Genomic DNA, 23,790 nt, shown 5'->3' with positions numbered 1-23,790 from the left:
TGCCTTTGGCGCGGCACCGGTGCCGTACATGGGGGGTTGGGGGGGGTGTGCCCTGCGCGCAGCACGGGGCGCGGAGGCTGTGCCTTTGGCGCGGCACCGGTGCCGTACATGGGGGCCGGGGGGCTGTGCCCTGCGCGCGGCACGGGGGCGCGGAGGCTGTGCCTTTGGCGCGGCACCGGGTGGCCTACATGGGGGCGCGGGGAACTGCGCGGGTGCCCCAGCACGGTCCGCACCCGGCAGCGGCGGGGGGTTCCTGGGGCTCCGCCCCGGGCCCCGGGGATGCCCCACCCCGGCCCCTTCCCGAAACCCTCCGGGGGTCATGAACGGGCCGAGGTTCAGGATTCTGGGGCTCCGCCCCAGACCCCGTTCGCGCCTGAAGGGCGCTCGTCCTCAATTGCCGGACAGGCTGGCTATGCCGGCGCGGACCAGCACGGACCCTCCCAGGGCACGGGGACGGGCTGGCTGTGCCGGTGTGGGCCAGCACCGAGTGGTCAGGGGCGCGGGGAACTGCGCGACCAGCCACGCACGGGCCCGCACCCGAAAGCAGTGGCACGGGTGTGGGCCAGCACCGAGTGGTCAGGGGCGCGGGGAACTGCGCGACCAGCCACGCACGGGCCCGCACCCGAAAGCAGTGGCACGGGCGGCGCCCGAAAGCGGGTGCGGCCCGTACCCAAAAGCGGGGCCACGGGCCGCACCCGAAAGCAGGGGCACGAACCACATTCGAAAGCAGAGGCACGGCGGCGCCCGAAAACGGGGACACGGGCCGCACCCGAGAGCGGGGTCGGGGTGCCCCGGGGGGGGTCAGCCCGCTACTGATACCTGGGGCTCGCCGGAGGCGATTCCGTCCTTTTCCATCTGCTCCGCGATCTTCATCGCCTCGTCGATCAACGTCTCCACGATCTTCGACTCCGGCACCGTCTTGATGACTTCGCCCTTCACGAAGATCTGCCCCTTGCCGTTGCCGGAGGCGACACCGAGGTCCGCCTCGCGCGCCTCTCCGGGGCCGTTGACGACACAGCCCATGACGGCGACCCGCAGCGGCACCTCCATGCCTTCCAGGCCCGCCGTGACTTCCTCGGCCAGCTTGTAGACGTCCACCTGGGCCCGCCCGCAGGACGGGCAGGAGACGATCTCCAGGCGGCGCTGGCGCAGGTTGAGCGATTCCAGGATCTGGATGCCGACCTTGATCTCCTCGGCCGGCGGGGCCGAGAGCGAGACGCGGATGGTGTCACCGATGCCCTCGGCGAGCAGCGCGCCGAACGCCACCGCCGACTTGATCGTGCCCTGGAACGCGGGGCCCGCCTCGGTGACCCCGAGGTGCAGCGGGTAGTCGCACTGCGCGGCGAGCTGGCGGTAGGCGTTGACCATGACGACCGGGTCGTTGTGCTTCACCGAGATCTTGATGTCGCGGAAGCCGTGCTCCTCGAAGAGGGAGGCCTCCCACAGCGCCGACTCCACCAGCGCCTCGGGCGTCGCCTTGCCGTACTTCTTCAGCAGGCGCGCGTCGAGCGACCCGGCGTTGACGCCGATACGGATCGGGGTCCCCGCGTCCTTCGCGGCCAGCGCGATCTCGCGCACCTTGTCGTCGAACTGCTTGATGTTGCCCGGGTTGACCCGCACCGCGGCGCATCCCGCGTCGATCGCCGCGAAGACGTACTTGGGCTGGAAGTGGATGTCGGCGATGACCGGGATCTGCGACTTGCGCGCGATCGTCGCCAGCGCGTCCGCGTCGTCCTGCGTGGGGCAGGCGACCCGCACGATCTGGCAGCCGGACGCCGTCAGTTCGGCGATCTGCTGCAACGTCGCGCCGATGTCCGACGTACGCGTCGTGGTCATGGACTGGACGGAGACGGGCGCGTCCCCGCCGACCGCCACGGAGCCGACCTGGATCTGACGGCTCTTGCGGCGCTCGGCGAGGCGGGTCGGTACGGCCGGCATTCCCAGTGAAATCGCAGTCATCTGCTGTGCAACCCCAAGGTGTGGATCAAGGTCCCGAGATCGGCGGGCTCCAGCCTTCGAGGTTACGTCACCCCGGGAGCACCGTGTGCACGGTGGCCCCGCGGTTCACGCGAAGGGGCGCCCGGGGAGCGCGGGAGGCAGGCTCCCCGCGCCCCCGCGCCCCCGCGCCGTCACCGTCACCGTCAGGTGAGCTTCACCGGGTTCACGACGTCCGCCACCAGGACGAGCAGCGTGAAGCAGATGAAGATCCCGGCCACCACGTACGCCACCGGCATCAGCTTGGCGACGTCGAAGGCGCCCGGGTCGGGACGCTTGAGGACCCGCGCCACCGTCCGGCGCAGCGACTCCCACAGGGCGCCCGCGATGTGGCCGCCGTCCAGCGGGAGCAGCGGCAGCATGTTGAACAGGAACAGCGAGAGGTTGAAGCCCGCGAGCAGGAACAGGAACGTGGCGATGATGTTCGGCGTCGGGGCGTCCAGGTTCAGCACCTCGCCGCTCAGGCGCGCCGCGCCGACCACGCCGACCGGCGAGTCCGCCTTGCGTTCGCCGCCGTCGAAGGCCGCGTTCCACAGGTCGGGGATCTTGCCGGGCAGCGCGACGATGGAGTGCACGCCGTTCTCCACCATGTCGCCCATGCGGTTCACGGACTCGCCGAAGGTGAGCGGCTGGATCTCGGACTTGGGCGAGAAGCCGAGATAGCCGGCCGGTACGTACTGGTCGGGGACGGCCTGGCCGTCCGCGTCCTTCTTCAGGACCATGTTCTTGGCCAGCGTGGCGTGCAGGGTGACCTGCTGGCCGGCCCGCTCCACGGTGACGGTGGCAGGGCCGATGGTCGCGCGGATGCGGTCGGACAGGTCCGACCAGTTCTTCACGGGCTTGCCGTCGAAGGCGACGATCTTGTCGCCGACCTTGAGGCCCGCGGCCTCGGCGGGCGAGACCTTGTCGCCGGCCTTGCAGGAGTCACGGTGCTCGCTCTGCGCGATCACGCACTTCTGGACGCCGGCGACCTGGGTGGTCTCGGCGGCCATGCCGAAGCCCATGAGCACGCTGAGGAAGATCGCGACCGCGAGGATCAGGTTCATGAACGGGCCGGCGAACATCACGATGACGCGTTTCCAGGGCTTGCGCGTGTAGAAGAGCCGGTCCTCGTCGCCGGGCTGGAGCTCTTCGAACGCGGCCGCCCGCGCGTCCTCGATCATGCCGCGGAACGGCGACGTCGACCGCGCCTCGATGCGGCCGTCCGCGCCGGGCGGGAACATGCCGATCATGCGGATGTAGCCGCCGGCCGGAACCGCCTTGATGCCGTACTCCGTGTCGCCCTTCTTGCGCGACCAGATGGTGGGCCCGAAGCCGACCATGTACTGGGGCACGCGGATGCCGAAGAGCTTGGCCGTGGAGAGGTGGCCGAGCTCGTGCCAGGCGATGGAGACGAGCAGCCCGACGGCGAAAAGCGCTATGCCGAGGACCGTCAACAGGATCGTCATGCGCGTGCCTCCGCTGTCGCCTTCACCGCGAGTTCGCGAGCCCGGGCGCGTGCCCAGGTCTCCGCTTCCAGGACGTCCGAGACCGTGAGGGAGGTTCCCGCCCGGGGCGTTCCGTGCTCGGTGACGACCTCCGTCACCGTCTCCATGATCCCGTTGAACGGGAGCCGCCCGGCCAGGAACGCGTCCACGCACTCCTCGTTCGCGGCATTGAACACCGCCGGAGCCGTCCCGCCCAGTTCCCCGACGTGCCGGGCGAGTCCCACCGAGGGGAAGGCGTCGTGGTCCAGGGGGTAGAACTCCCAGGTCGAAGCCTTGGTCCAGTCGAAGGCGGGCGCGGCGTCGGGGACCCGCTCGGGCCAGCCGAGCCCGATCGCGATCGGCCCGCGCATGTCGGGCGGGGTCGCCTGCGCCAGCGTGGAGCCGTCGGTGTACTCGACCATGGAGTGCACGTAGGACTGCGGGTGGACGACGACCTCGATGCGCGAGAAGGGGATGTCGTAGAGCAGATGCGCCTCGATCACCTCCAGGCCCTTGTTGACGAGCGTCGCCGAGTTGACGGTGATGACCGGGCCCATCGCCCACGTGGGGTGGGCCAGCGCGTCCTCGGGCCTGACGTCGGCGAGTTGGCTCTTGGTACGCCCCCTGAAGGGCCCCCCGGACGCGGTCACCACGAGCTTGCGGACATCGGCGCGCTTGCCGGCGGCCAACGCCTGGAAGAGGGCCGCGTGCTCGGAGTCGACGGGGATGATCTGTCCGGGTCTCGCCAGCGCCTTCACGAGGGGGCCGCCGACGATCAGGGACTCCTTGTTGGCGAGCGCGAGCGTGCGGCCGGCCGTGAGCGCGGCCAGCGTGGGCGCGAGCCCGATGGAACCGGTGATGCCGTTGAGGACGGTGTGGCAGGGGGAGGCCGCGAGTTCGGTGGCCGCGTCGGGGCCGGCCAGGATCTCGGGAAGCGGCTCGCCGCCGTACCGCGCCGCCAGTGCCTCGCGCAGCGCCGGCACGGCGTCCTCGCGCGCCACCGCGACGGCGGCGACCCGGAGCTGTCGCGCCTGCTCGGCCAGGAGCTCGACCCGGCCGCCCGCCGCGGAGAGCGCGGTCACACGGAAGCGGTCGGGGTTGCGCAGGACCAGGTCGATGGCCTGGGTACCGATGGATCCGGTGGATCCGAGTACGACCACATCGCGTCGGCCAACGGCTGGATCGAAGGCGATGTGCGGGTCGGCGAGGGGGGCTGGGCAGTCGCTCATGCCCCCATTGTTGCCGCATCGGCCGCGCGCCCGGACAGCGCTCCTGTCAATAAGGCCGGGATGAGGGCGCGCGGGACGCGGAGGCGGCGCCCGGCGGGGCCGGGGCCGTCGGAACGGAACAGATCGTTCCGGCGCCCCGGTGCCCCGGCCACGCACGGGCGCCGGGGTGCCCGGGTCAGCGCACGGGCCGGTGGACGTTGTCCCGCCGCGCCGGTCCCGGCGTCGCGTCCGCGATCCAGGGACCCTCACCCGAGGGGTCGAGTACGCCCTCCTCCAGCCAGGTGTACGCACCGGCCAGGACCTCGTCCACGACCTTGTGGTCGAGTTCGTCGGTGTTGCTCCACAGCCGGGTGAACAGCTCCTCGACGCGGACCCGGGACTGGTGGCAGAACGCGTCGGCCAGCTGGACGGCCTCACGGCCGTTGTCCTGGGTGACCCGCAGGTGCTCGGCCCGTACGCAGGCCGCGCTCATCGCGAACAGCTCAGCCCCGATGTCGACGATCCGGCCGAGGAAGCCCTGCTTGGTCTCCATGCGGCCCTGCCAGCGCGACATGGCGTAGAAGGTGGAGCGGGCGAGCTTGCGGGCGGAGCGCTCGGCGTAGCGCAGGTGCTGGGCCAGTGGCCCGAACTCGCTGTAGGAGCGCGGGAGTTGCCCCGGGCCCGCGACCAGCTTGGGGAGCCACTTGGCGTAGAACCCGGCCGCGTTCGCGCCCGCCTTCGCCTTGTCCTGGAGGGTCTTGTCGGGGTCGATCAGGTCGCCGGCCACGGACAGGTGGGCGTCCACCGCCTCGCGGGCGATCAGCAGGTGCATGATCTCGGTCGAGCCCTCGAAGATCCGGTTGATCCGCATGTCCCGCAGCATCTGCTCGGCGGGCACCGCCCGCTCGCCGCGCGCCTCCAGCGAGTCGGCGGTCTCAAAGCCCCGCCCGCCGCGGATCTGGACCAGCTCGTCCGTCATCAGCCAGCCCATCTCGGACCCGTACAGCTTGGCGAGGGCGGCCTCGATGCGGATGTCGTTGCGGTCCTCGTCGGCCATCTGTGCGGAGAGGTCCGTCATCGCCTCCAGGGCGAACGTCGTCGCGGCGATGAAGGAGATCTTCGCCCCGACCGCCTCGTGCCGGGCGACCGGGCGGCCCCACTGCTCGCGTACGCCCGCCCACTCGCGGGCGATCTTCAGACACCACTTGCCGCTGCCGACACACATCGCGGGCAGCGAGAGGCGGCCCGTGTTGAGCGTGGTCAGGGCGATCTTGAGGCCGGAGCCCTCGGGACCGATCCGGTTCGCGGCCGGCACGCGTACCCGGTGGAAGCGGGTGACGCCGTTCTCGATGCCGCGCAGGCCCATGAAGGCGTTGCGGTTCTCCACCGTGATGCCCGGCGAGTCCGCCTCGACGACGAAGGCCGTGATGCCGCCCCTGTGCCCCTCGGATTTCGGCACCCTGGCCATCACGACGAGCAGGTCCGCGACGACCCCGTTGGTGGTCCACAGCTTCACGCCGTCCAGGACGTAGGTGTCGTCGCCGTCGGGCACCGCGGCCGTAGCGAGCCGGGCGGGGTCGGAGCCCACATCGGGCTCGGTGAGCAGGAACGCGGAGATGTCGCTGCGGGCGCAGCGCGGCAGGAAGGCGTCCTTCTGCTCCTGGGTGCCGAACAGCTTCAGTGGCTGGGGCACGCCGATGGACTGGTGCGCGGAGAGCAGCGCGCCGATGGCGGGGCTTGCCGAACCGGCCAGGGTGAGCGCCTTGTTGTAGTAGACCTGCGTCAGCCCCTGGCCCCCGTACTTCGTGTCGATCTTCATCCCGAGGGCGCCGAGCTCCTTGAGCCCGTGCACGACGTCGTCGGGGATCTTCGACTCTCGGTCGATGAGGCGGCCGTCCACGTGGGCCCGGAGGAAGTCGCGCAGCTTGGTGAGGAAGGCCTCGCCGCGTGCCACGTCCTCGGGGGCGGGCTGCGGATGAGGGTGGATCAGGTCCAGGCGCAGCCGGCCGAGAAAGAGTTCCTTGGCGAAGCTGGGCTTGCGCCAGTCCTGCTCGCGGGCGGCCTCGGCGACCTGGCGCGCCTCGCGCTCGGAGACCTTGGGCGTGTGCTGTGGTGCGGTCATAGAGGGGTTCTCCTCGCCGCGGGCTGACGGGTGCGGGCGGCTGCCCGTTACCGGGTGGTGCTACCCGTCCGTATGTACCCGATTCCCGGGGGTTGGACCACCCCGCTCGCCGCCCGGGCGTACGACGGCGGCCGGAACCCCCCGCACAGTGGGTTCCGGCCGTCGGTCTCGTGCGGCCCTTCGGGGCCAAAGGGACCTACAGGGCGAGGCCCGTCAGGACGAGGACGCGCTCGTAGGTGTAGTCGTCCATCGCGTAGCGCACGCCCTCGCGGCCGACGCCGGAGGCCTTGGCGCCGCCGTAGGGCATCTGGTCGGCGCGGTAGGACGGGACGTCGCCGATGATCACGCCGCCGACCTCCAGGGCCCGGTGGGCGCGGAAGGCGGTGTGCACGTCGTGCGTGAACACCCCTGCCTGGAGGCCGTACTTGGAGGAGTTGACGGCGGCGAACGCCTCGGCCTCGCCGTCCACCTTCCGCACGGTCAGGACGGGTCCGAAGACCTCCTCGCAGGCCAGGGTGGTGTCGTCGGGCAGCTCGGTGAGCACGGTGGGCGCGTAGGAGGCGCCGTCGCGCTTGCCGCCGGTGAGCAGCTTGGCTCCGGCCGCGACGGCCTCGTCGACCCAGGACTCCACGCGCCGGGCGGCGTCCTCGCTGACCAGCGGGCCGACGTCGGTGGCGGAGTCGGACGGGTCGCCGGTGACCTGCGCCTCGACGGCGGCGACGATCTTGGGGAGCAGCCGGTCGTACACGGCGGCGTCGGCGATGACGCGCTGCACGGAGATGCAGGACTGGCCGCCCTGGTAGTTGGAGAAGGTGGCGATACGGGTCGCCGCCCAGTCCAGGTCCTCCTCCGAGGCCCAGTCGGCGAGGACGACGGCCGCGCCGTTGCCGCCGAGCTCCAGGGTGCAGTGCTTGCGCGGCACCGAGTCCATGATCGCGTAGCCGACCTTGTCGGAGCCGGTGAAGGAGATGACCGGGAGGCGGTCGTCCTTGACCAGGGCCGGCATCTTGTCGTTGGCGACCGGCAGGATGCTCCAGGAGCCGGCGGGCAGCTCGGTCTCGGCGAGCAGTTCACCCAGGATGAGGCCCGACAGCGGGGTGGCGGGGGCGGGCTTGAGGACGATCGGGGCGCCCACCGCGATGGCCGGGGCGACCTTGTGGGCGCACAGGTTGAGCGGGAAGTTGAAGGGTGCGATGCCAAGGACGACGCCCTTGGGGAAGCGGCGGGTTAGGGCGAGGCGGCCCACGCCGCCGCCGTCGGTGTCCAGGCGCTGGGCCTCGCCGCCGTTGAAGCGCCGGGCCTCCTCCGCGGCGAAGCGAAACACGGAGACGGCGCGGCCGACCTCGCCCCGGGCCCACTTGATGGGCTTGCCGTTCTCGGCGGAGATCAGCTGGGCGATCTCCTCGGTGCGCTCGGCGAGCCGCTTGGAGACGTGGTCGAGGGCGGCGGCCCGTACATGCGCCGGGGTGGCCGCGAACTCCTCCACGACGGCGTGCGCGGCGGCCACGGCCTCCTCGACCTGGGTGTCGGTGGGCACACTGACCGAGGCGACGAGCCGGCCGTCCCAGGGCGAGGTGACATCGAAGCTGTCGTCGCCGGTGGCCTCGCGGCCGGCGAGCCAGAAGGAGGCGTGGGTAGAAGTCATGCCCTCACGGTAGGCCGGGGGGCGGGGGTGCGGGTTTGTCCGGCGTGGAGTGGTGAGGGCGCCCAGCACGCCGCTTTGGAGTTCCCCTCCGAAGCTCGTCGCGGGCGCGGGCCGTACGTGGCTGGCCGCGCAGTTCCCCGCGCCCCTGGCCGCGTCGGTGCTGGCCCACACGGGAACCTCAGCCCCTGGCAGGGTCCGTGCTGGCTCGTACGGGCAAACCTCAGCCCGTCATGGGGGTCCCCCCTGGCCCTCAAGGCCTTGGGGGGATTGAGGACGAGCGCGTTCAGCGCCAACGGGGTCCGGGGCGGAGCCCCAGGGGGCCCGGCTGCCGACCGTGCTGACGCTGGCCCGCACGCGAACCTCAACCCCGGTTACGCGTCCGGCGATGACGTGGCCTTCAGGGCGAGCCACAGCTCCATGCGGACGTCCGGGTCGTCCAGCGAGCGGCCCAGGATCTCCTCCACGCGCCGCATCCGATAGCGCAGGGTGTGCCGGTGCACACCCAGGTCGGCGGCCGCCGCGTCCCACTGCCCGTGCCGCGAAAGCCACGCCCGCAGCGAGGCCACCAGATCACCGCGCCCGGTCGCGTCGTGCTCGTACAGCGCCCGCAGCATCCCGTCCGCGAACGCCCGCACCGCGTCATCCGCGAGCAGCGGCAGCACGGACCCCGCCACCAGTTCCTCGTGCTCGACGAGCGGCTTGCCCCGGCGCCGGGCGACGGAGAGCGCCTGCTCGGCCTGCTTGTACGCGGACGCCGCGGCGATCGGACCGGCCGGCGCGGAGAGGCCGACCACGATGTCCTCGCCCTCGGCGCTCTCGTGAGCCAGGCACGCACCGACCGCCTCGCCCCCGTCCGCCGCGAGCACCACGAGCCGCCCCGCCTCCGGCACCACGAGGACCGTCTCGCCCCGGCGGGCGGCGGCCGACTCCATGGCCTCGACCAGCGCGCCGAGCCCGCCGGTTTCGCCCTCGCTCGCGGGTTCGGCGATGACGAGCCGGAACGGCGCGTCCAGGAGCCCGCCGTAGAGATCACCGGCGACCGCGCGGGCGTGGTCCTGCTGGCCGGACAGGAGCATCCGCAGCACCGCGGCCCCGAGCCGCTGCTCGGCCGACTGGAGCGAGCGGGAGCGTTCGGTGGTGAGGGTGAGCAGGGCGACCGCGGAGTGCACCGCGTAGCGTTCGGCCGTGCCGAGCGGCGCCCCCGTGCCGACCGCCAGCGCGCCGCGCACCCGGCGTCCGGTGCCGAGCGACTGGAGCTCGACGCGGTCGCCCGGGGCCTCTTCGGCGCCGCCGACCACCGCGCTGGCCGGGGCCGCCCGCTCGCGCAGCCGGGCCACGTCGCCGGTGAGCCGGGCGGCGCGGCGGGCGGCCCACTCGGGGGCGGCGGCCACGACCGCGCCGGAGGTGTCGTACAGGGCGGCCCAGCCGTCGACGTGGGCGGCGAGCTTGGCGATCAGCACGGCGGGGCCGTCGGCGAGCGCCGCCTTCGTCAGCTCGCGCTGCGCCTCGAACCCGGCGGTCACCGCGCGGTACTGGTCGGCCGAGATGGCCGCGGAGACCGCCTTGGAAATGGCCAGGAACGGAGTGCGGCGCGGCACCTCGAGCAGCGGAAGCCCCTCCTCGCGGGCCGCCGCGAGCAGCGCGTCCGGCACGGTGTCGTAGTGGACGCCGACGGCGAAGCCGAGCCCGACCACCCCGGCCCGCGCCAGCCTGCGCACATAGCGGCGCATCGCCTGCGGGTCCTCGGCGGCCAGCGTGATCGCGGTGGTGAGCAGCAGCTCGCCGCCCTCCATGTACGGGACGGGGTCGGCGAGTTCGCTGACGTGGGCCCAGCGCACCGGGCGGTCCAGGTGGTCCTGCCCCGCGCGCACGGTGAGCTTGAGCGCCGAGTGCTGGAGGAGCGAGGCGAGCGTGGGCGGCATGGGACCGGGTTACCTTCGGCAGTCGATTGCTACGTCCCGTATGAACGGAGCACCTTCATTTTGCCACCCCGGCCAGATTCCCCGGCGTTCCCCGGCCATCCGGGAACCGGCGCGGGGGCCGGGCCGGACCGGGCCGGACCGGGGCGAGCCGGGGCCTCATCCGCGCAGATCCACCAGGAGCGGCGGCGCGTGTTCCCCCTCGACGGTCGTCAGGGAGAGCACCGCGTGCCCCGCGGGCACCTGGTGGGCCAGTTCGGAGGCCGACCAGCGCTCCCGCTCGATCTTGCGCACGGTCACGGCGTCGGTGGTGACGGCCTTGCCGGTGACGAGTTTGCGCAGCGCGTGGATCGCCCGGGTGAGCGGCTGGTCGGCGAAGACGGTGTGCTTGGCGACCTCGGTGGTCTCCACCCACTCGGTGCCCCAGGCCTGCGCGAAGAGCCGCCCGTCCCAGGTGGTGACGCCGGAGAAGGCCATGTGGCAGCCGAACGAACCGAGCAGCGAGGTGTGCAGCGCCTCGGGTACGTCACCGAGGCCGCGCAGGGTGAGCAGCACCCCGGCGTTGCGGTTGCGCAGCCGCTGCACGGCCCGTACGGACGCGGCGGTGACGGCGTGCGTGGCGTCGTCCACGGCGAGAAAGGCGAAGAGCGACTGGTCCGCGCGGGCCGTCGCCCCGGCGGCGAACTGGGCCAGGACGAGCCGGGTCAGCAGGTGTCCGGCCTCGGGGTGGGCGCGTTCGGGCACGTCGATCCGGACCCGCAGCGGGTGTTCGAGGGCGCGCAGCGAGAACGGCCGGCTCTCGCCCGTGGTGTCGAAGAACGCCTCGAAGGCGGGCCGGTCGAGCACCGCGACCCGCGCGGCGAGGGCGAGCCCGGGATCGCCCTGACTGCCCAACTGCCGCTCACGGACGTCGAGTTCACGCAGCTGGGCGCGGTGGGTCTCGGGGTCCAGGCGCGCCTTGAGGTCGCCGATGGCGCCCGGTGAGCCGTCGAGGAGTTCCCGCAGGACGGGCACGGAGGGGAAGCGCCCGTGGGCGGCGCGGTAGGGGCCCAGCAACTGGGCGAGGGCCGTCGCCGCGCGGCGTGGGTCGACCTCGACGAGGTCTCCGGCGAACGCCTCGGCGAGCAGGGCGGCGGCCTCGTCGGGGTCGGTGGCGCCGCCGTACAGGTCGAGGTCGTAGGCGGACGCGGGATCGCCCGGCTTGATCACCACGTCGTAGCCGTCGTCGGCGCCGAGCTCGGTGCCCGCCGCGCACACCGCGACCACGGCGGCCTTCCCGGCCAGCGCCTGGAGCGCCAGCGACTCCACGACGGGCCGCACCAGGTGCCGGGTCTTGCCCGACCCGAACGGCCCGATGGCGAGCAGCGACGAGCCGAGCACGGCGGGGTCGACGGCGGCGCCCGCGCCCCTGCGGGTGGCCGGGACGCGCTCGGTGTCGGGGTAGCGGCCGATCCGCACCTGCGAGGTGAGCAGGTCGTGGGTGGCGGCGCGGGCGGGCAGGTCGCGGTCGCCCGAGGGATGCGGGCAGGCCCGCGCGCCCTGGCCCGCCACCGCGTCCGTGAACGCGCGCAGCCGCGAGCAATCGCTGCGCACGCTCCGCCAGGCCCGTCGGATGCGTACGCAGTCGACGTCGTTCATGCGCCCGGACCGCTCCTCGGCCACGAGCAGATCGGCGACGCCGCCGAGGCCCGCGACGCGCAGCTGGGGCCAGTCGGCGGGGGTCTCGCTGGGGCCGCCGGTCGCGGCGGCGCGGCCGTCCTTGCCGGCCCGCGGGTCGCGCAGCACGGTGAGCCATCCCCCGGCCCGCGCGGTCAGCCACAGGATCACGGCGGCGCCCACCAGGTGGTACCAGGTCGCGAAGGCGCGCAGGTGATCGGCCACATCCTCGCCGGTGCCGTTGTACAGCCAGGCGTGCGGCATCAGCGCGAGCGCCAGGTCGCCGAAGGGCAGCAGGGGGCGCGGCGGCGCCGCGTCCGCCTGCACGGTCGCGGCCGTGGGGGCGTAGTCCCGCAGGGTGTCGGCCTGCACGAAGCACCACACCAGGACGGCCCCGGCCAGCGCGGTGCGTACCGCCCGGGAAGGCTGGGGATGGTCGACGGCGTACCGGCGGAACACCTCGCGCCAGTTGCCGAGGCGCCCGGCGGTGTAGAGCACGAGGGCCGCCACCAGGCTGTTGTAGACGGCGAGCGCGGTGGTGGCCGCCGGGGGGCGCCGCAGGCCCCACCAGTCCTGCGGGGTGACGAGTTCGAGCAGGACGCGGCTGTGCGGGACGTAGCCGTTGCGCCACAGCGACCAGACCAGACTGGCCGCGAGCAGCGCGACGACGGCCCCGCCGATCAGCGCCCGGTCCGGCACCCGGTCGGGGTCGGCGTCCTTTCGTGGGGTGTGGCCCAGGCGCCACAGGCCCGGCTCGGCGGCCGCGCGCGGCGTGCGCAGCCAGTCGCCGAGCGAGGGCCCGGCCGTCGGCGCCTCGACGGGCCGGGGCGGCAGCGCGGGGCGCGGAGGCGGCCCCGAGGGGCGCGGGACCGAACCCGAACGGGTGCCGCGTGCGTCGTACGTGCCTTCGGTGTCCATCGACCCCTTGCCCCCTGACCAGCCAGGTCCGTTCCGAGCGGTGCGAACGCTCAATCTAGTGGCAGCGCGCCGGGGTTCACCGCTGCCGCGCACCGCGCGCCCGCCCCGGGCAACTGTCCGTCGAGGACAAGGGGCGCACCCCCACCACTACCGAACGGCGCATGCCAGGCTCCCCCGGTCCGCCCTAGCCTGCCCTTATAGCCGAAAAAGCCGTCCACACCCCCAGCATCTTCAGGAGCCCCTCATGAGCGCCGTCCCGCAGGAGCGCCGCGTCGTCACCGCCATCCCCGGCCCGAAGTCGCAGGAGCTTCAGGCCCGCCGTCTCGCGGCCGTCGCCGCCGGTGTGGGCTCCACGCTGCCCGTCTTCACCGCGCGCGCCGGCGGCGGCATCATCGAGGACGTCGACGGCAACCGCCTGATCGACTTCGGTTCCGGCATCGCGGTGACCTCGGTGGGCGCCTCCGCCGAGGCCGTGGTGCGCCGCGCGACCGCGCAGCTCGCCGACTTCACCCACACCTGCTTCATGGTCACGCCGTACGAGGGCTACGTCGCCGTCGCCGAGCAGCTGGCCGAGCTGACCCCGGGCGACCACGCCAAGAAGTCCGCGCTGTTCAACTCGGGCGCCGAGGCCGTCGAGAACGCCGTCAAGATCGCCCGTGCGTACACCAAGCGCCAGGCCGTCGTCGTCTTCGACCACGGCTACCACGGCCGCACCAACCTGACGATGGCCCTCACCGCCAAGAACATGCCGTACAAGAACGGCTTCGGCCCGTTCGCGCCCGAGGTCTACCGGGTGCCGGTGGCCTACGGCTACCGCTGGCCCACCGGCCAGGACAACGCAGGCGCCGAGGCGTCCGCGCAGGCCATCGACATGATCAACAAGCAGATCGGCGCGGACAACGTCGCCGCGATCATCATCGAGCCGGTGCTCGGCGAGGGCGGCTTCATCGAGCCGGCCAAGGGCTTCCTGCCCGCGATCAGCCAGTTCGCCAAGGACAACGGCATCGTGTTCGTCGCCGACGAGATCCAGTCCGGCTTCTGCCGTACCGGCCAGTGGTTCGCCTGTGAGGACGAGGGCATCGTCCCCGACCTGATCACCACCGCCAAGGGCATCGCGGGCGGTCTGCCGCTGGCCGCCGTGACGGGCCGCGCCGAGATCATGGACGCCGCGCACGCGGGCGGCCTCGGCGGCACCTACGGCGGCAACCCGGTGGCCTGTGCCGCCGCCCTCGGCGCGATCGAGACGATGCGGGAGCTCGACCTCAACGGCAAGGCCAAGCGCATCGAGGAGGTCATGAAGGCCCGGCTGGCCACCATGGCCGAGAAGTTCGACATCATCGGCGACATCCGTGGCCGTGGCGCCATGATCGCCATCGAGCTGGTCAAGGACCGCGCCTCCAAGACCCCGAACCCGGAGGCCGCCGGCGCGCTCGCCAAGGCCTGCCACGCCGAGGGCCTGCTGGTCCTGACCTGTGGCACCTATGGGAACGTGCTCCGCTTCCTGCCCCCGCTGGTCATCGGCGAGGACCTGCTCACCGAGGGCCTTGACATCATCGAGCAGGCGTTCGCGGGCGTCTGAGCGCCCGGGCAGAGCGGCGGGGACCGCCTGTGAAGAAGGTGTGGGGGGCCCATGGCGGGATGGCGTTGCGGCTGTCGGTCCCCCGCCGCCTGCCGTACGGTTTGCGCAGATGAGAGAAACACCCCGCCCGCAGGGGACTGCGGGCGATCCCAGGGCGCAGCATCCCCAGCTTTACCCTGGTCGTGCCCTCGCGCACACCCCTGGAGCCTTTGGCTCCGGAACTCCTCACCGATCGGATGACCGACCGCCCCACACCCCCCGGGGCGAGCGGTACGCCGGTCGCGGCGGCCGCCCCGGAACCTCCCCCCCTGTTCCGGGGCGGCCGGCTTTCCTCTTCGCCACGCTGCTCTGCGTGTTCGCGGTCATCACCTGGCAGGTCGCCTCGGGCGGCCCTCTGCGCCGTCTCGACGAGCGCGTCGACGCCGCCCTCGTCGGCCACGGCCCGTCCTGGCTCGCCGAAGGCCTCTCCGACCTCGGCAGCATGCCCGTCGCCCTGCCGGTCCTCGCCTGCGCGATCGCGTACGCCCTCTGGCGCGGCCTGCGCCGCCGGGCGCTGATCGCCGCCGTGACGATGGCGCTCGTGCCCCTGCTCGTGGTGCCGCTGAAGGAGTGGATCGCGCGTCCTGGCCCCTTCGACCCGGCCACCGGCTACTACCCCTCGGGCCACACCGCGACCGCGATGGTGGCCTACGGCGGGGCGGCCCTGTTGCTCGCCCCGTGCGTACGCCGGGTGTGGTTGATGCCCGCCGCCGCGGGGACACTCACCGCGGCGACGGGCACCGGTCTCGTCCTGCACGGCTACCACTGGCCGCTCGACGTGCTCGCCAGTGTCTGCCTGTGCGGGGCGCTCCTGGTGGTCAGCTCCACGGGTATGCGTCGTAGTTCCTGGAGAACTCGGCCCCGTTGAACCGGTCCCAGTTGATGGACCAGGTCATCAGGCCGCGCAGCCCCGGCCAACTGCCGTGGGTCTGGTACGCGCCGCAGTTGGCTTTCTTCGTCAGGCAGTCCAGGGTCTTGGTGACCTCGGCGGGGCTGGTCCAGCCGTTGCCCGCCTGGGTCGAGGCCGGCAGGCCGATGGCGACCTGGTCGGGGCGGAGGGCGGGGAACATCCTGGTGGTGTCGCCCGCGACCGGGAAGCCGGTGAGCAGCATGTCGGTCATGGCGATGTGGAAGTCCGAGCCGCCCATCGAGTGGTACTGGTTGTCGAGACCCATGATCGAGCCCGAGTTGTAGTCCTGGACGTGCAGCAGGGTGAGTGCGTCGCGCAGCGCGTAGATCACCGGCAGGTAGGCGCCGCAGCGCGGGTCCTGGCCGCCCCAGGGCCCCGAGCCGTAGTACTGGTAGCCCATCTGCACGAAGAACGTCTCCGGGGCCATGCTCAGAACGAACTTCGAGCCGTACTTGGCCTTCAGCGTCTTCAGGGCGTCGATGAGGTTGACGACGACGGGAGTTGTGGGGCTTGTGAAGTCGGTGTCTTTGGTGTTCAGGGAGAGCGAGTGGCCCTCGAAGTCGATGTCGAGACCGTCGAGGCCGTAGTCGTCGATGATCTTCGACACGGACGAGACGAAGGTGTCGCGGGCGGCGGCCGTGGTCAGCTGGACCTGCCCGTTCTGGCCGCCGATGGAGATCAGCACCTTCTTGCCCGCGGCCTGCTTGGCCTTGATGGCCGCCTTGAAGTCGGCGGCCGACTCGACGGTGGGGCACTCCGTGGCCGGGCACAGGTTGAAGCGGATGTCGCCCGAGGTCGGTGAGGTCGGCTCGCCGAAGGCCAGGTCGATGATGTTCCAGTCGTCGGGGACGTCCGCCATGCGCGTGTAGCCGGCGCCGTTGGCGAACGAGGCGTGCAGATAGCCGACCAGCGCGTGCCCGGACGGCGGCGGATTGGTGCCCCCGCTGGTGGTGCTCGCACTGAGCGCGGCCGACTTCGGGGACTCCCCCGCGCTGTTGGTGGCGGTGACCTGGAAGCTGTACGAGGTCGAGGCGGCGAGCCCCGTCACGGTGGCCGAAGTCCCGCTCACCGAGGCCACTTCGGCGCCGTCGCGGTAGACGGTGTACCCGGTGGCACCGGTCGACGGGGACCAGCTCAGATTGACGCTGGAGGAAGTGGCGCCCGACGCGGCGAGACCGGTGGGCGCGGCCGGTATCCCCACGGGCGCGCCGCCGGGGCCAATCAGCCTCACGTCGTCGGCGCTGTAGGCGGGCGTCCCGTACCAGCCGTGCGTGTAGACGGTCACCGAGGTGGTGCTCGGGCCCGTCTTGAACGTCGTCGTCAGCTGCTGCCAGGTGGACGCGGACTGGGTCCAGGTCGAGACGTCGGTGGTGCCGGTGCCGGACGCGCCGAGGTAGACGTAGCTGCCCTGCACCCAACTGCTCAGCGTGTACGAGGAGTTGGGCTGTACGGCCACGCTCTGGGCGCACTGCGCGTTGTCACTGCCGGCCGGGGTGGCCCTCAGGGCGTGGGTGCCGCCGTGCACGGGCGAGGTCACCACGGCGCCGCTGCCCGAGGTACAGCTCCAGCCGTCGAGTCCCGATTCGAAGCCGCCGTTGCGCAGGAGGTCGGCGTCGGCGGCGCGCGCGGACGGCGCGGCGGCGACGAGCCCGGCCGCGGCGAGGGCCGCCGCCGTCAGGGCGGCGAGCAGCGACGACCGTGCGGCCTGATGTCTGGTGCGGTCCACAACTGCCTCCGGGCAAGGGGGGATTGAGACAGGAAGTGCGCACAACATGGTCCAGACCAATCGGCTTGTCAAGGCTTCCGGCAGCGAACCGTCCCGGCCGGCCCCGACTCAGTCCCCGTCGTCCCGCTTGCCCTGGTTGCCCTGGCTGCCCTGCTTGCTCTGCCTGCCCCGCCTGCCCTCTTTGCCCCGGTGTTCGCCGTCGCGTGCGATACGGGCAGCCGCCTCGTGCATCGCCAGCTCCAGGACGGCGGGATCGGTCAGGGTGCCCGAGCCATCGGGCACCACCACCCAGCGCACCCCGCCGGCCACCCGGCCCGGATGCGGGACCACGACCCAGCTGCCGCCGCCCGCCCCGCGCACCCCCGTACCGAGCCAGCGCGCGGCCGTGCCCGGCGGCACGAAGAAGCCCATGCGCAGGTCCCCGAGGTCGGCGAGCACAGGCCCGGGCCGGACCATGAGCCGGCTCAGCACATCGAGCGCGCCGTGCCCGAGCCCGCCCGGCAGGATCAGTACGTCCCAGCTCCGGCCCGCCGGAAGGAGCGCGACCCCCAGGGGGTTGCGCTCCCACTCCCACCGGCAGGCATCGGGATCGGGCGCCACCGACGCCAGCCATTCCACCGCGCTCCTTGCCCCCGAGGCAGTCATCGCCGCATCTCCGTTCCGAGGCCGTTCCACCGGGCGCAGAGGTTGCGTCCACGAGGGAGAGCGGCTTCGGCCCGGGCTATGACGCCACTGGGGCCACCCGTCGGTGGTGCACCGGGTCACACAAGATCCAAAGGAGTGCGCCCCCGGCGTGGGCGGGGCGCACGAAGAACCCGTCACCGGGGCGGCCGAGCTCAGCTGTCGAAGCCGAGCCCCACCCGGTCCATCGCCCTCAGCCACAGATTGCGGCGGCCGCCGTTCTCGTCGGCGCGGGCCAGGGACCATTTCGTGATGCCGATGCCCGCCCAGGCGACCGGCTCCGGCGGGAAGGGCAGGGGCTTGGTGCGCACCATCTCCAGCTCCGTGCGCTCGGTGGGCTCGCCCGACAGAAGATCGAGCATCACCTCCGCGCCGAAGCGGGTCGCGCCGACGCCGAGCCCGGTGTATCCGGCGGCGTAGGCGACCCGGCCGCCGTGGGCCGTGCCGAAGAACGCCGAGAAGCGCGAGCAGGTGTCGATCGCGCCGCCCCAGGCGTGGCTGAAGCGCACCCCGGCGAGCTGCGGGAAGCAGTGGAAGAACTGCTCGGCGAGCTTGGCGTAGGTCTCGGGCCGGTCGTCGTACTCGCTGCGCACCTTCTTTCCGTACTGGTAGATGGCGTCATAGCCGCCCCACAGGATGCGGTTGTCGGCGGACAGGCGGAAGTAGTGGAACTGGTTGGCCGCGTCCCCGAGCCCCTGCCGGCGCCGCCAGCCGATGGAGTCGAGCTGGTCCGCGGTCAGCGGCTCGGTCATCAGGGCGTAGTCGTACACCGGGACCGTGTACGGACGCAGCCGCTTGACCAGGGAGGGGAACACATTGGTGCCGAGCGCCACATGCTCGGCGCGGACCTTGCCGTACGGAGTGCGGACCCCCATGCCGGCGCCGACCCGGGCCAGCGAGAGGCCCGGGGTGTGCTCGTGGACGCGTACGCCGAGATCGAGGCAGGCGCGCTTGAGGCCCCAGGCGAGCTTGGCCGGGTGCAGCATCGCCACCCCCTCGCGGTCCCAGAGCCCGCCGAGGAAGGTGGGCGAGTCGACCTCGGCGCGCAACTGGTCCTCGTCGAGGAACGCGAGCCCGCCGAAGCCGAGTTCGGTCGCCTCCTCGTACATCTCGCGCAGCTCTTCGAGCTGGTGGGGCTCGGTGGCGACGTCGATCTCGCCGGTCCGCTCGTAGTCGCAGTCGATGCCGTAGCGGGCCACGGCAGCGCCGATCGCGTCGAGGTTGGCCGCGCCCAGCTCTTCGAGCCTGGCCAGTTCGTCCGGCCAGCGGGCCAGGCCGTTGCCCAGGCCGTGGGTGAGGGAGGCGGCGCAGAAGCCTCCGTTGCGGCCGGAGGCGGCCCAGCCGATCTCCTTGCCCTCGATGAGGACGACATCACGGCCGGGGTCGCGCTCCTTGGCGATGAGCGCGGTCCACAGGCCGCTGTAGCCGCCCCCGACGACGAGGAGATCGCACCTCTCGTCGCCGGTGAGGGCGGGCAGGGCCTCGGGGCGGCCGGGGTCCTCCAGCCAGAACGGGACGGGCTTGGCGCCCGCCAGGGACTGTCGTGCCTCACTGTTCATGGCTCGGGTCACGGCCATGATTTCCAACTCCCTCAGGAACTGCGTACGGTTACGCTTTCGCGCTGTTCTTGCGCCGGTTCGCAATGAACTGTCCGGCGGTGACCACCACGACGGCGATGATGAACATGGCCGTCCCGATGACGTTGATCTGCACGGGTGTGCCGCGCTGCGCGGAGCCCCACACGAACATGGGGAAGGTCACGGTGGAGCCCGCGTTGAAGTTGGTGATGATGAAGTCGTCGAAGGAGAGCGCGAAGGCGAGCAGCGCGCCCGCCGCGATGCCGGGGGACGCGATCGGCAGCGTCACCCGCACGAACGTCTGGACCGGACCGGCGTAGAGATCGCGCGCGGCCTCTTCGAGCCTCGGGTCCATGGACATCACGCGGGCCTTGACGGCGGTGACGACGAAGCTGAGGCAGAACATGATGTGGGCGATGAGGATCGTCCAGAAGCCGAGCCGCGCGCCCATGTTGAGGAAGAGCGTGAGCAGGGACGCGGCCATCACGACCTCGGGCATCGCCATCGGCAGGAAGATCAGCGAGTTGATCGCGCCGCGCGCCCGGAACCGGTAGCGCACGAGCGCGAAGGCGATCATCGTGCCGAGCACGGTCGAGCCGATCGTCGCCCACAGGGCGATCTGGAGCGACAGCGAGAGCGAGCCGCACATGTCGGCGACCCCGCACGGGTCCTTCCAGGCGTCGGTGGAGAACCGCGTCCAGGAGTAGTTGAAGCGCCCGTTCGGCTTGTTGAACGAGAACACCATCACGACGACGTTGGGCAGGATCAGATACGCGAGGGTCGCGAGCCCCGCGATGACCACGAGGTTGCGGCGCAGCCACTTGATGACGGGCAGGTGACGCATCAGACCAGGTCCTCCGTCCCGGATCGGCGGATGTAGACGGTGACCATGATCAGCACGATCGCCATCAGGATGAAGGAGAGCGCGGCGGCCGTCGGATAGTCCAGGACCCGCAGGAACTGCGACTGGATGACGTTGCCGACCATCTTCTGGTCGGTGGAGCCGAGCAGTTCGGCGTTGACGTAGTCGCCGCTGGCCGGGATGAAGGTGAGCAGCGTGCCGGAGACGACGCCGGGCATCGACAGCGGGAAGGTCACCTTGCGGAAGGTGGTGGCCGGCGTCGCGTAGAGGTCACCGGCCGCCTCGTGCAGCCGGGAGTCGATCCGTTCCAGGGAGGTGTAGAGCGGCAGGATCATGAACGGCAGGAAGTTGTAGGTGAGTCCGCACACCACGGCCATCGGGGTGGCGAGGACGCGGTGCCCCTCGGTCCAGCCCAGCCAGCTGGTGACGTCCAGGACGTGCAGCGTCGACAGCGCGTGCACCACGGGCCCGCCGTCGGCCAGGATCGTCTTCCACGCCAGGGTGCGGATCAGGAAACTGGTGAAGAACGGCGCGATGACCAGGACGAGCACCAGATTGCGGTAGCGGCCCGCCTTGAAGGCGATCAGATACGCCAGCGGATAGCCGAGCAGCAGACACAGGAGCGTCGCCGTTCCCGCGTAGAGCAGGGAACGCACGAACTGCGGGCAGTACTCCTTGAAGGCGTCCCAGTACGTCTGGAAGTGCCAGGTGACCTGGAAGCCCTTCTCAAGTGACCCGGTCTGCACGGAGGTCGACGCCTGGTACACCATCGGCAGCGCGAAGAACACGATCAGCCACAGGATGCCCGGCAGCAGCAGCCAGTACGGCACGAGCCGTTTGCGGGTGGAGGCCTTGCGCGCGGGCAGTTCGGCGGGCGCCTCGACGACGGCGCTCACGCGGCGTCCTCGACCTTCTCCACGCCCGCGTCGATCGCCTGGGCGGCGTCGAGACCGAAGGTGTGCGCCGGGTTCCAGTGCAGGACGACCTCGGCGCCCGGCCCGAGCCCCGTGCGCCGGTCGACGTTCTGCTCGTACACCGCGAGGCCCTTGCCGGCCGGCGAGTCGACCAGGTACTGCGTGGAGACGCCGATGAAGGACGAGTCCACGACGCGGCCGGTGACACGGTTGCGTCCCTCGGCGACGGCGCCCTCGTCGTCGCGGTGGGCGAGCGAGATCTTCTCGGGGCGCACTCCGACGAGGATCTTGCCGCCACTGGTGACGGGGCCCGGACATCGCTCCTGGGGCAGCCTCAGCTCGGCGCCGCCGGCCGTGACCACGACGTCCTGACCGCTCTTGCGCGCGATCTCCGCCTCGATGAGGTTGGAGGTGCCGAGGAAGTTCGCGACGAACGTGGTCTTCGGGTTCTCGTACAACTCCGCGGGCGCGCCGAGCTGTTCGACGCGTCCGCCGTTCATCACCGCGACCGTGTCGGCCATCGTCATGGCCTCCTCCTGGTCGTGGGTGACGTGCACGAAGGTGATGCCGACCTCGGTCTGGATGCGCTTGAGCTCCAGCTGCATCTGGCGGCGCAGCTTGAGGTCGAGGGCGCCCAGCGGCTCATCCAGGAGCAGCACCTGCGGGTGGTTGATGAGGGCGCGGGCGACGGCCACGCGCTGCTGCTGGCCGCCGGAGAGCTGATGCGGCTTGCGCTGGGCGAAGTCGCCGAGCTGCACGAGCTCCAGCATGTCGTCGACCTGCTTCTTCACCGACTTGATGCCGCGCCGGCGCAGTCCGAAGGCGATGTTCTCGGTGACGTTCAGGTGCGGGAAGAGGGCGTAGGACTGGAAGACGGTGTTCACCGGGCGCTTGTGGGGCGGCAGGTCCGTGACGTCCGTGTCGCCGAGGAAGACCGTGCCGGTGCTGGGCTCCTCAAGACCCGCGATCATGCGGAGCGTGGTGGTCTTGCCGCAGCCGGACGCGCCGAGCAGCGCGAAGAACGAGCCCTGCGGGACGGTCAGTTCGAGCGGATGGACGGCGGTGAAGGAGCCGTACGTCTTGCTGATCCCGGTGAGGCGAACGTCGCCGCCGGCGGTGCTGTCTGTCATGGGTGGGGTCCCAGGGAAGAGTCGGGAGGAATGGGGGGCGGAGCCAAGGGGGGCCGAGCCGGGTGCCGCCTCCAGGGGCGTGGGGAACTGCGCGACCAGCCACAGCGGACCCGCACCCGAAATCGGGCACACCCAGCGGAGCGCTCACGCTCCGATGAGCCGGGAGAACTTCTGCTCGTACGCCGTCTCCTCGGCCTCGCTGAGCGAGCGGAAGGAGTGGGACTTCGCGGCCATCGCCTTGTCCGGCAGGATCAGTTCGTTCGCCGCGAGCTCCGGGTCGATCCTGGCGAGATCGTCGCGGACCCCGTCGACCGGGCACTGGTAGTTGATGAACGCGGCGAGCTTGGCGGCCACCGGGAGCTCGTAGTAGTAGTCGATCAGTTTCTCGGCGTTGCTCTGGTGCCGGGCCTTCGCCGGGATGAGCAGGTTGTCGGTGGACGTCATGTAACCGGCCGCCGGGACGGCGTACTTGATGTCCGGGTTGTCGGCGCGCAGCTGGGTCACGTCGCCGCCCCAGGCCACACAGGCCGCGAGGTCGCCCTTGACCAGGTCGCCGGTGTAGTCGTTGCCGGTGAAGCGGCGGATCTGCTTGGTGTCGACGCCCTTTTGGAGCCGTCCGATCGCCGCGTCGAAGTCGGCGTCGGTGAAGTTCGCCGGGTCCTTGCCGAGGTCGAGCAGGGTCATCCCGATGGTGTCGCGCATCTCGGAGAGGAAGCCCACCCGGCCCTTGAGGCTGGGGTCGTCCAGGAGCTGGGTGATCGAGTCGACCTTCTTGCCGTCGGTCGCCCTGCTGTTGTACGCGATGACGGTCGGGATGCCGGTCCAGGGGTAGGAGTAGGCGCGGCCCGGGTCCCAGTCGGGCATCCGGAACTGGGGCGCCAGGTTGGCGTAGGCGTGCGGCAGGTGCGCGGGGTCCAGCTCCTGCGCCCAGCCGAGCCGGATGAGCCGGGCGGCCAGCCAGTCGGTGAGCACGATGAGGTCGCGGCCGGTGTCCTGGCCGCCGGCGAGCTGGGGCTTGATCTTGCCGAAGAACTCGACGTTGTCGTTGATGTCCTCGGTGTACTTGACCTGGATGCCGGTGCGGCGGGTGAACTCGTCCAGCGTCGGATGGTGCTTCTTGTCGTCGCTGATGTCCATGTACTGCGTCCAGTTGGAGAAGTTGACCTCCTTCTCCTTCGCGGAGTGGTCCGCGTTGGACGGTCCGGTGCCGTTCTCCTTCGTGGCGGCCGGGATGCCGCAGGCGCTGAGCGTGGCGAGGCCGCCGACGGCGAGCGCGCCGGCGCCCGAGGCGCGCAGCAGCGAACGGCGGGTCAGGGCGCCCCGGCCGTCGGTCAGGCTGCGCCGGACGGCGGCCAGTTGGGCCGCGCCGAAGGGGGCGCTCCCCGCTCGACCGGAATCGAGGGCGTGAGGGAGGCCGGACTCGTACTGCTCCATACGCTGTGT

16 protein-coding genes are annotated in these 23,790 nt (G+C 71.7%); 2 read left to right on the top strand and 14 right to left on the bottom strand.

The annotated features are described in order from the left end of the window. Positions 1-801 precede the first annotated feature (801 nt). The 7 genes from ispG to ABR738_RS29445 all read right to left on the bottom strand — a co-directional run bounded on the left by ispG (position 802) and on the right by ABR738_RS29445 (position 12,929). Positions 802-1,959: a flavodoxin-dependent (E)-4-hydroxy-3-methylbut-2-enyl-diphosphate synthase gene (gene ispG / locus ABR738_RS29475; protein ID WP_350232970.1), complete on the bottom strand. Its 1,158-nt coding sequence runs from the start codon at positions 1,957-1,959 to the stop codon at positions 802-804. Between the two features lie 182 nt (positions 1,960-2,141). Continuing rightward, a complete protein-coding gene (locus tag ABR738_RS29470; protein ID WP_350232969.1) occupies positions 2,142-3,443 on the bottom strand; it encodes a M50 family metallopeptidase in 1,302 nt (433 codons plus the stop codon). After that, positions 3,440-4,690 carry a 1-deoxy-D-xylulose-5-phosphate reductoisomerase gene (dxr, locus tag ABR738_RS29465; RefSeq protein ID WP_350232968.1) on the bottom strand — a complete coding sequence of 417 codons (1,251 nt, stop codon included), beginning with the start codon at positions 4,688-4,690 and terminating at the stop codon, positions 3,440-3,442. Before dxr ends, ABR738_RS29470 begins: the two co-directional genes overlap by 4 nt. 175 nt (positions 4,691-4,865) lie before the next feature. Then, complete coding sequence (locus ABR738_RS29460; protein ID WP_350232967.1) at positions 4,866-6,791, bottom strand: acyl-CoA dehydrogenase family protein; 1,926 nt, start codon at positions 6,789-6,791, stop codon at positions 4,866-4,868. Positions 6,792-6,987: 196 nt separating this feature from the next. After that, the gene (locus ABR738_RS29455; protein WP_350232966.1) at positions 6,988-8,436 is read right to left on the bottom strand and encodes an aldehyde dehydrogenase family protein; all 1,449 of its coding nucleotides are present in this window, start codon (positions 8,434-8,436) and stop codon (positions 6,988-6,990) included. Positions 8,437-8,807: 371 nt separating this feature from the next. Then, complete coding sequence (locus tag ABR738_RS29450) at positions 8,808-10,358, bottom strand: PucR family transcriptional regulator (RefSeq protein WP_350232965.1); 1,551 nt, start codon at positions 10,356-10,358, stop codon at positions 8,808-8,810. 156 nt (positions 10,359-10,514) lie between these two features. Next, entirely contained in the window at positions 10,515-12,929 is a 2,415-nt protein-coding gene (locus ABR738_RS29445; protein ID WP_350232964.1) for an ATP/GTP-binding protein, read from the bottom strand. 244 nt (positions 12,930-13,173) lie between these two features. Between ABR738_RS29445 and gabT the strand changes: the two genes are divergently transcribed. Both gabT and ABR738_RS29435 read left to right on the top strand, forming a co-directional pair. Further along, complete coding sequence (gene gabT, locus ABR738_RS29440) at positions 13,174-14,508, top strand: 4-aminobutyrate--2-oxoglutarate transaminase (RefSeq protein ID WP_350232963.1); 1,335 nt, start codon at positions 13,174-13,176, stop codon at positions 14,506-14,508. 352 nt (positions 14,509-14,860) lie between these two features. After that, a complete protein-coding gene (locus ABR738_RS29435) occupies positions 14,861-15,415 on the top strand; it encodes a phosphatase PAP2 family protein (RefSeq protein WP_502964168.1) in 555 nt (184 codons plus the stop codon). Here ABR738_RS29435 and ABR738_RS29430 read toward each other — a convergent pair. The 7 genes from ABR738_RS29430 to ABR738_RS29400 all read right to left on the bottom strand — a co-directional run bounded on the left by ABR738_RS29430 (position 15,366) and on the right by ABR738_RS29400 (position 23,781). Then, entirely contained in the window at positions 15,366-17,231 is a 1,866-nt protein-coding gene (locus ABR738_RS29430) for a chitinase (protein WP_502964167.1), read from the bottom strand. The two genes, ABR738_RS29435 and ABR738_RS29430, sit on opposite strands and share 50 nt — an antisense overlap. Before the next feature lie 60 nt (positions 17,232-17,291). After that, complete coding sequence (locus tag ABR738_RS29425; RefSeq protein ID WP_350232960.1) at positions 17,292-17,828, bottom strand: hypothetical protein; 537 nt, start codon at positions 17,826-17,828, stop codon at positions 17,292-17,294. A 191-nt stretch (positions 17,829-18,019) separates the two neighbouring features. Continuing rightward, entirely contained in the window at positions 18,020-19,441 is a 1,422-nt protein-coding gene (locus ABR738_RS29420; RefSeq protein ID WP_502964166.1) for an NAD(P)/FAD-dependent oxidoreductase, read from the bottom strand. Positions 19,442-19,472: 31 nt separating this feature from the next. Further along, complete coding sequence (locus ABR738_RS29415) at positions 19,473-20,276, bottom strand: ABC transporter permease (RefSeq protein ID WP_350234797.1); 804 nt, start codon at positions 20,274-20,276, stop codon at positions 19,473-19,475. 8 nt (positions 20,277-20,284) lie between these two features. Further along, positions 20,285-21,199 carry an ABC transporter permease gene (locus tag ABR738_RS29410; RefSeq protein WP_350232959.1) on the bottom strand — a complete coding sequence of 305 codons (915 nt, stop codon included), beginning with the start codon at positions 21,197-21,199 and terminating at the stop codon, positions 20,285-20,287. Continuing rightward, positions 21,196-22,347 carry an ABC transporter ATP-binding protein gene (locus ABR738_RS29405; RefSeq protein WP_350232958.1) on the bottom strand — a complete coding sequence of 384 codons (1,152 nt, stop codon included), beginning with the start codon at positions 22,345-22,347 and terminating at the stop codon, positions 21,196-21,198. Before ABR738_RS29405 ends, ABR738_RS29410 begins: the two co-directional genes overlap by 4 nt. A gap of 144 nt (positions 22,348-22,491) precedes the next feature. Continuing rightward, entirely contained in the window at positions 22,492-23,781 is a 1,290-nt protein-coding gene (locus ABR738_RS29400; RefSeq protein ID WP_350232957.1) for an ABC transporter substrate-binding protein, read from the bottom strand. Positions 23,782-23,790: the final 9 nt, after the last annotated feature.

Origin of the sequence: Streptomyces sp. Edi4, assembly GCF_040253615.1 — a bacterium.
Lineage (GTDB): Bacteria > Actinomycetota > Actinomycetes > Streptomycetales > Streptomycetaceae > Streptomyces.
This window is presented reverse-complemented; position numbering and strand designations above follow the sequence as displayed.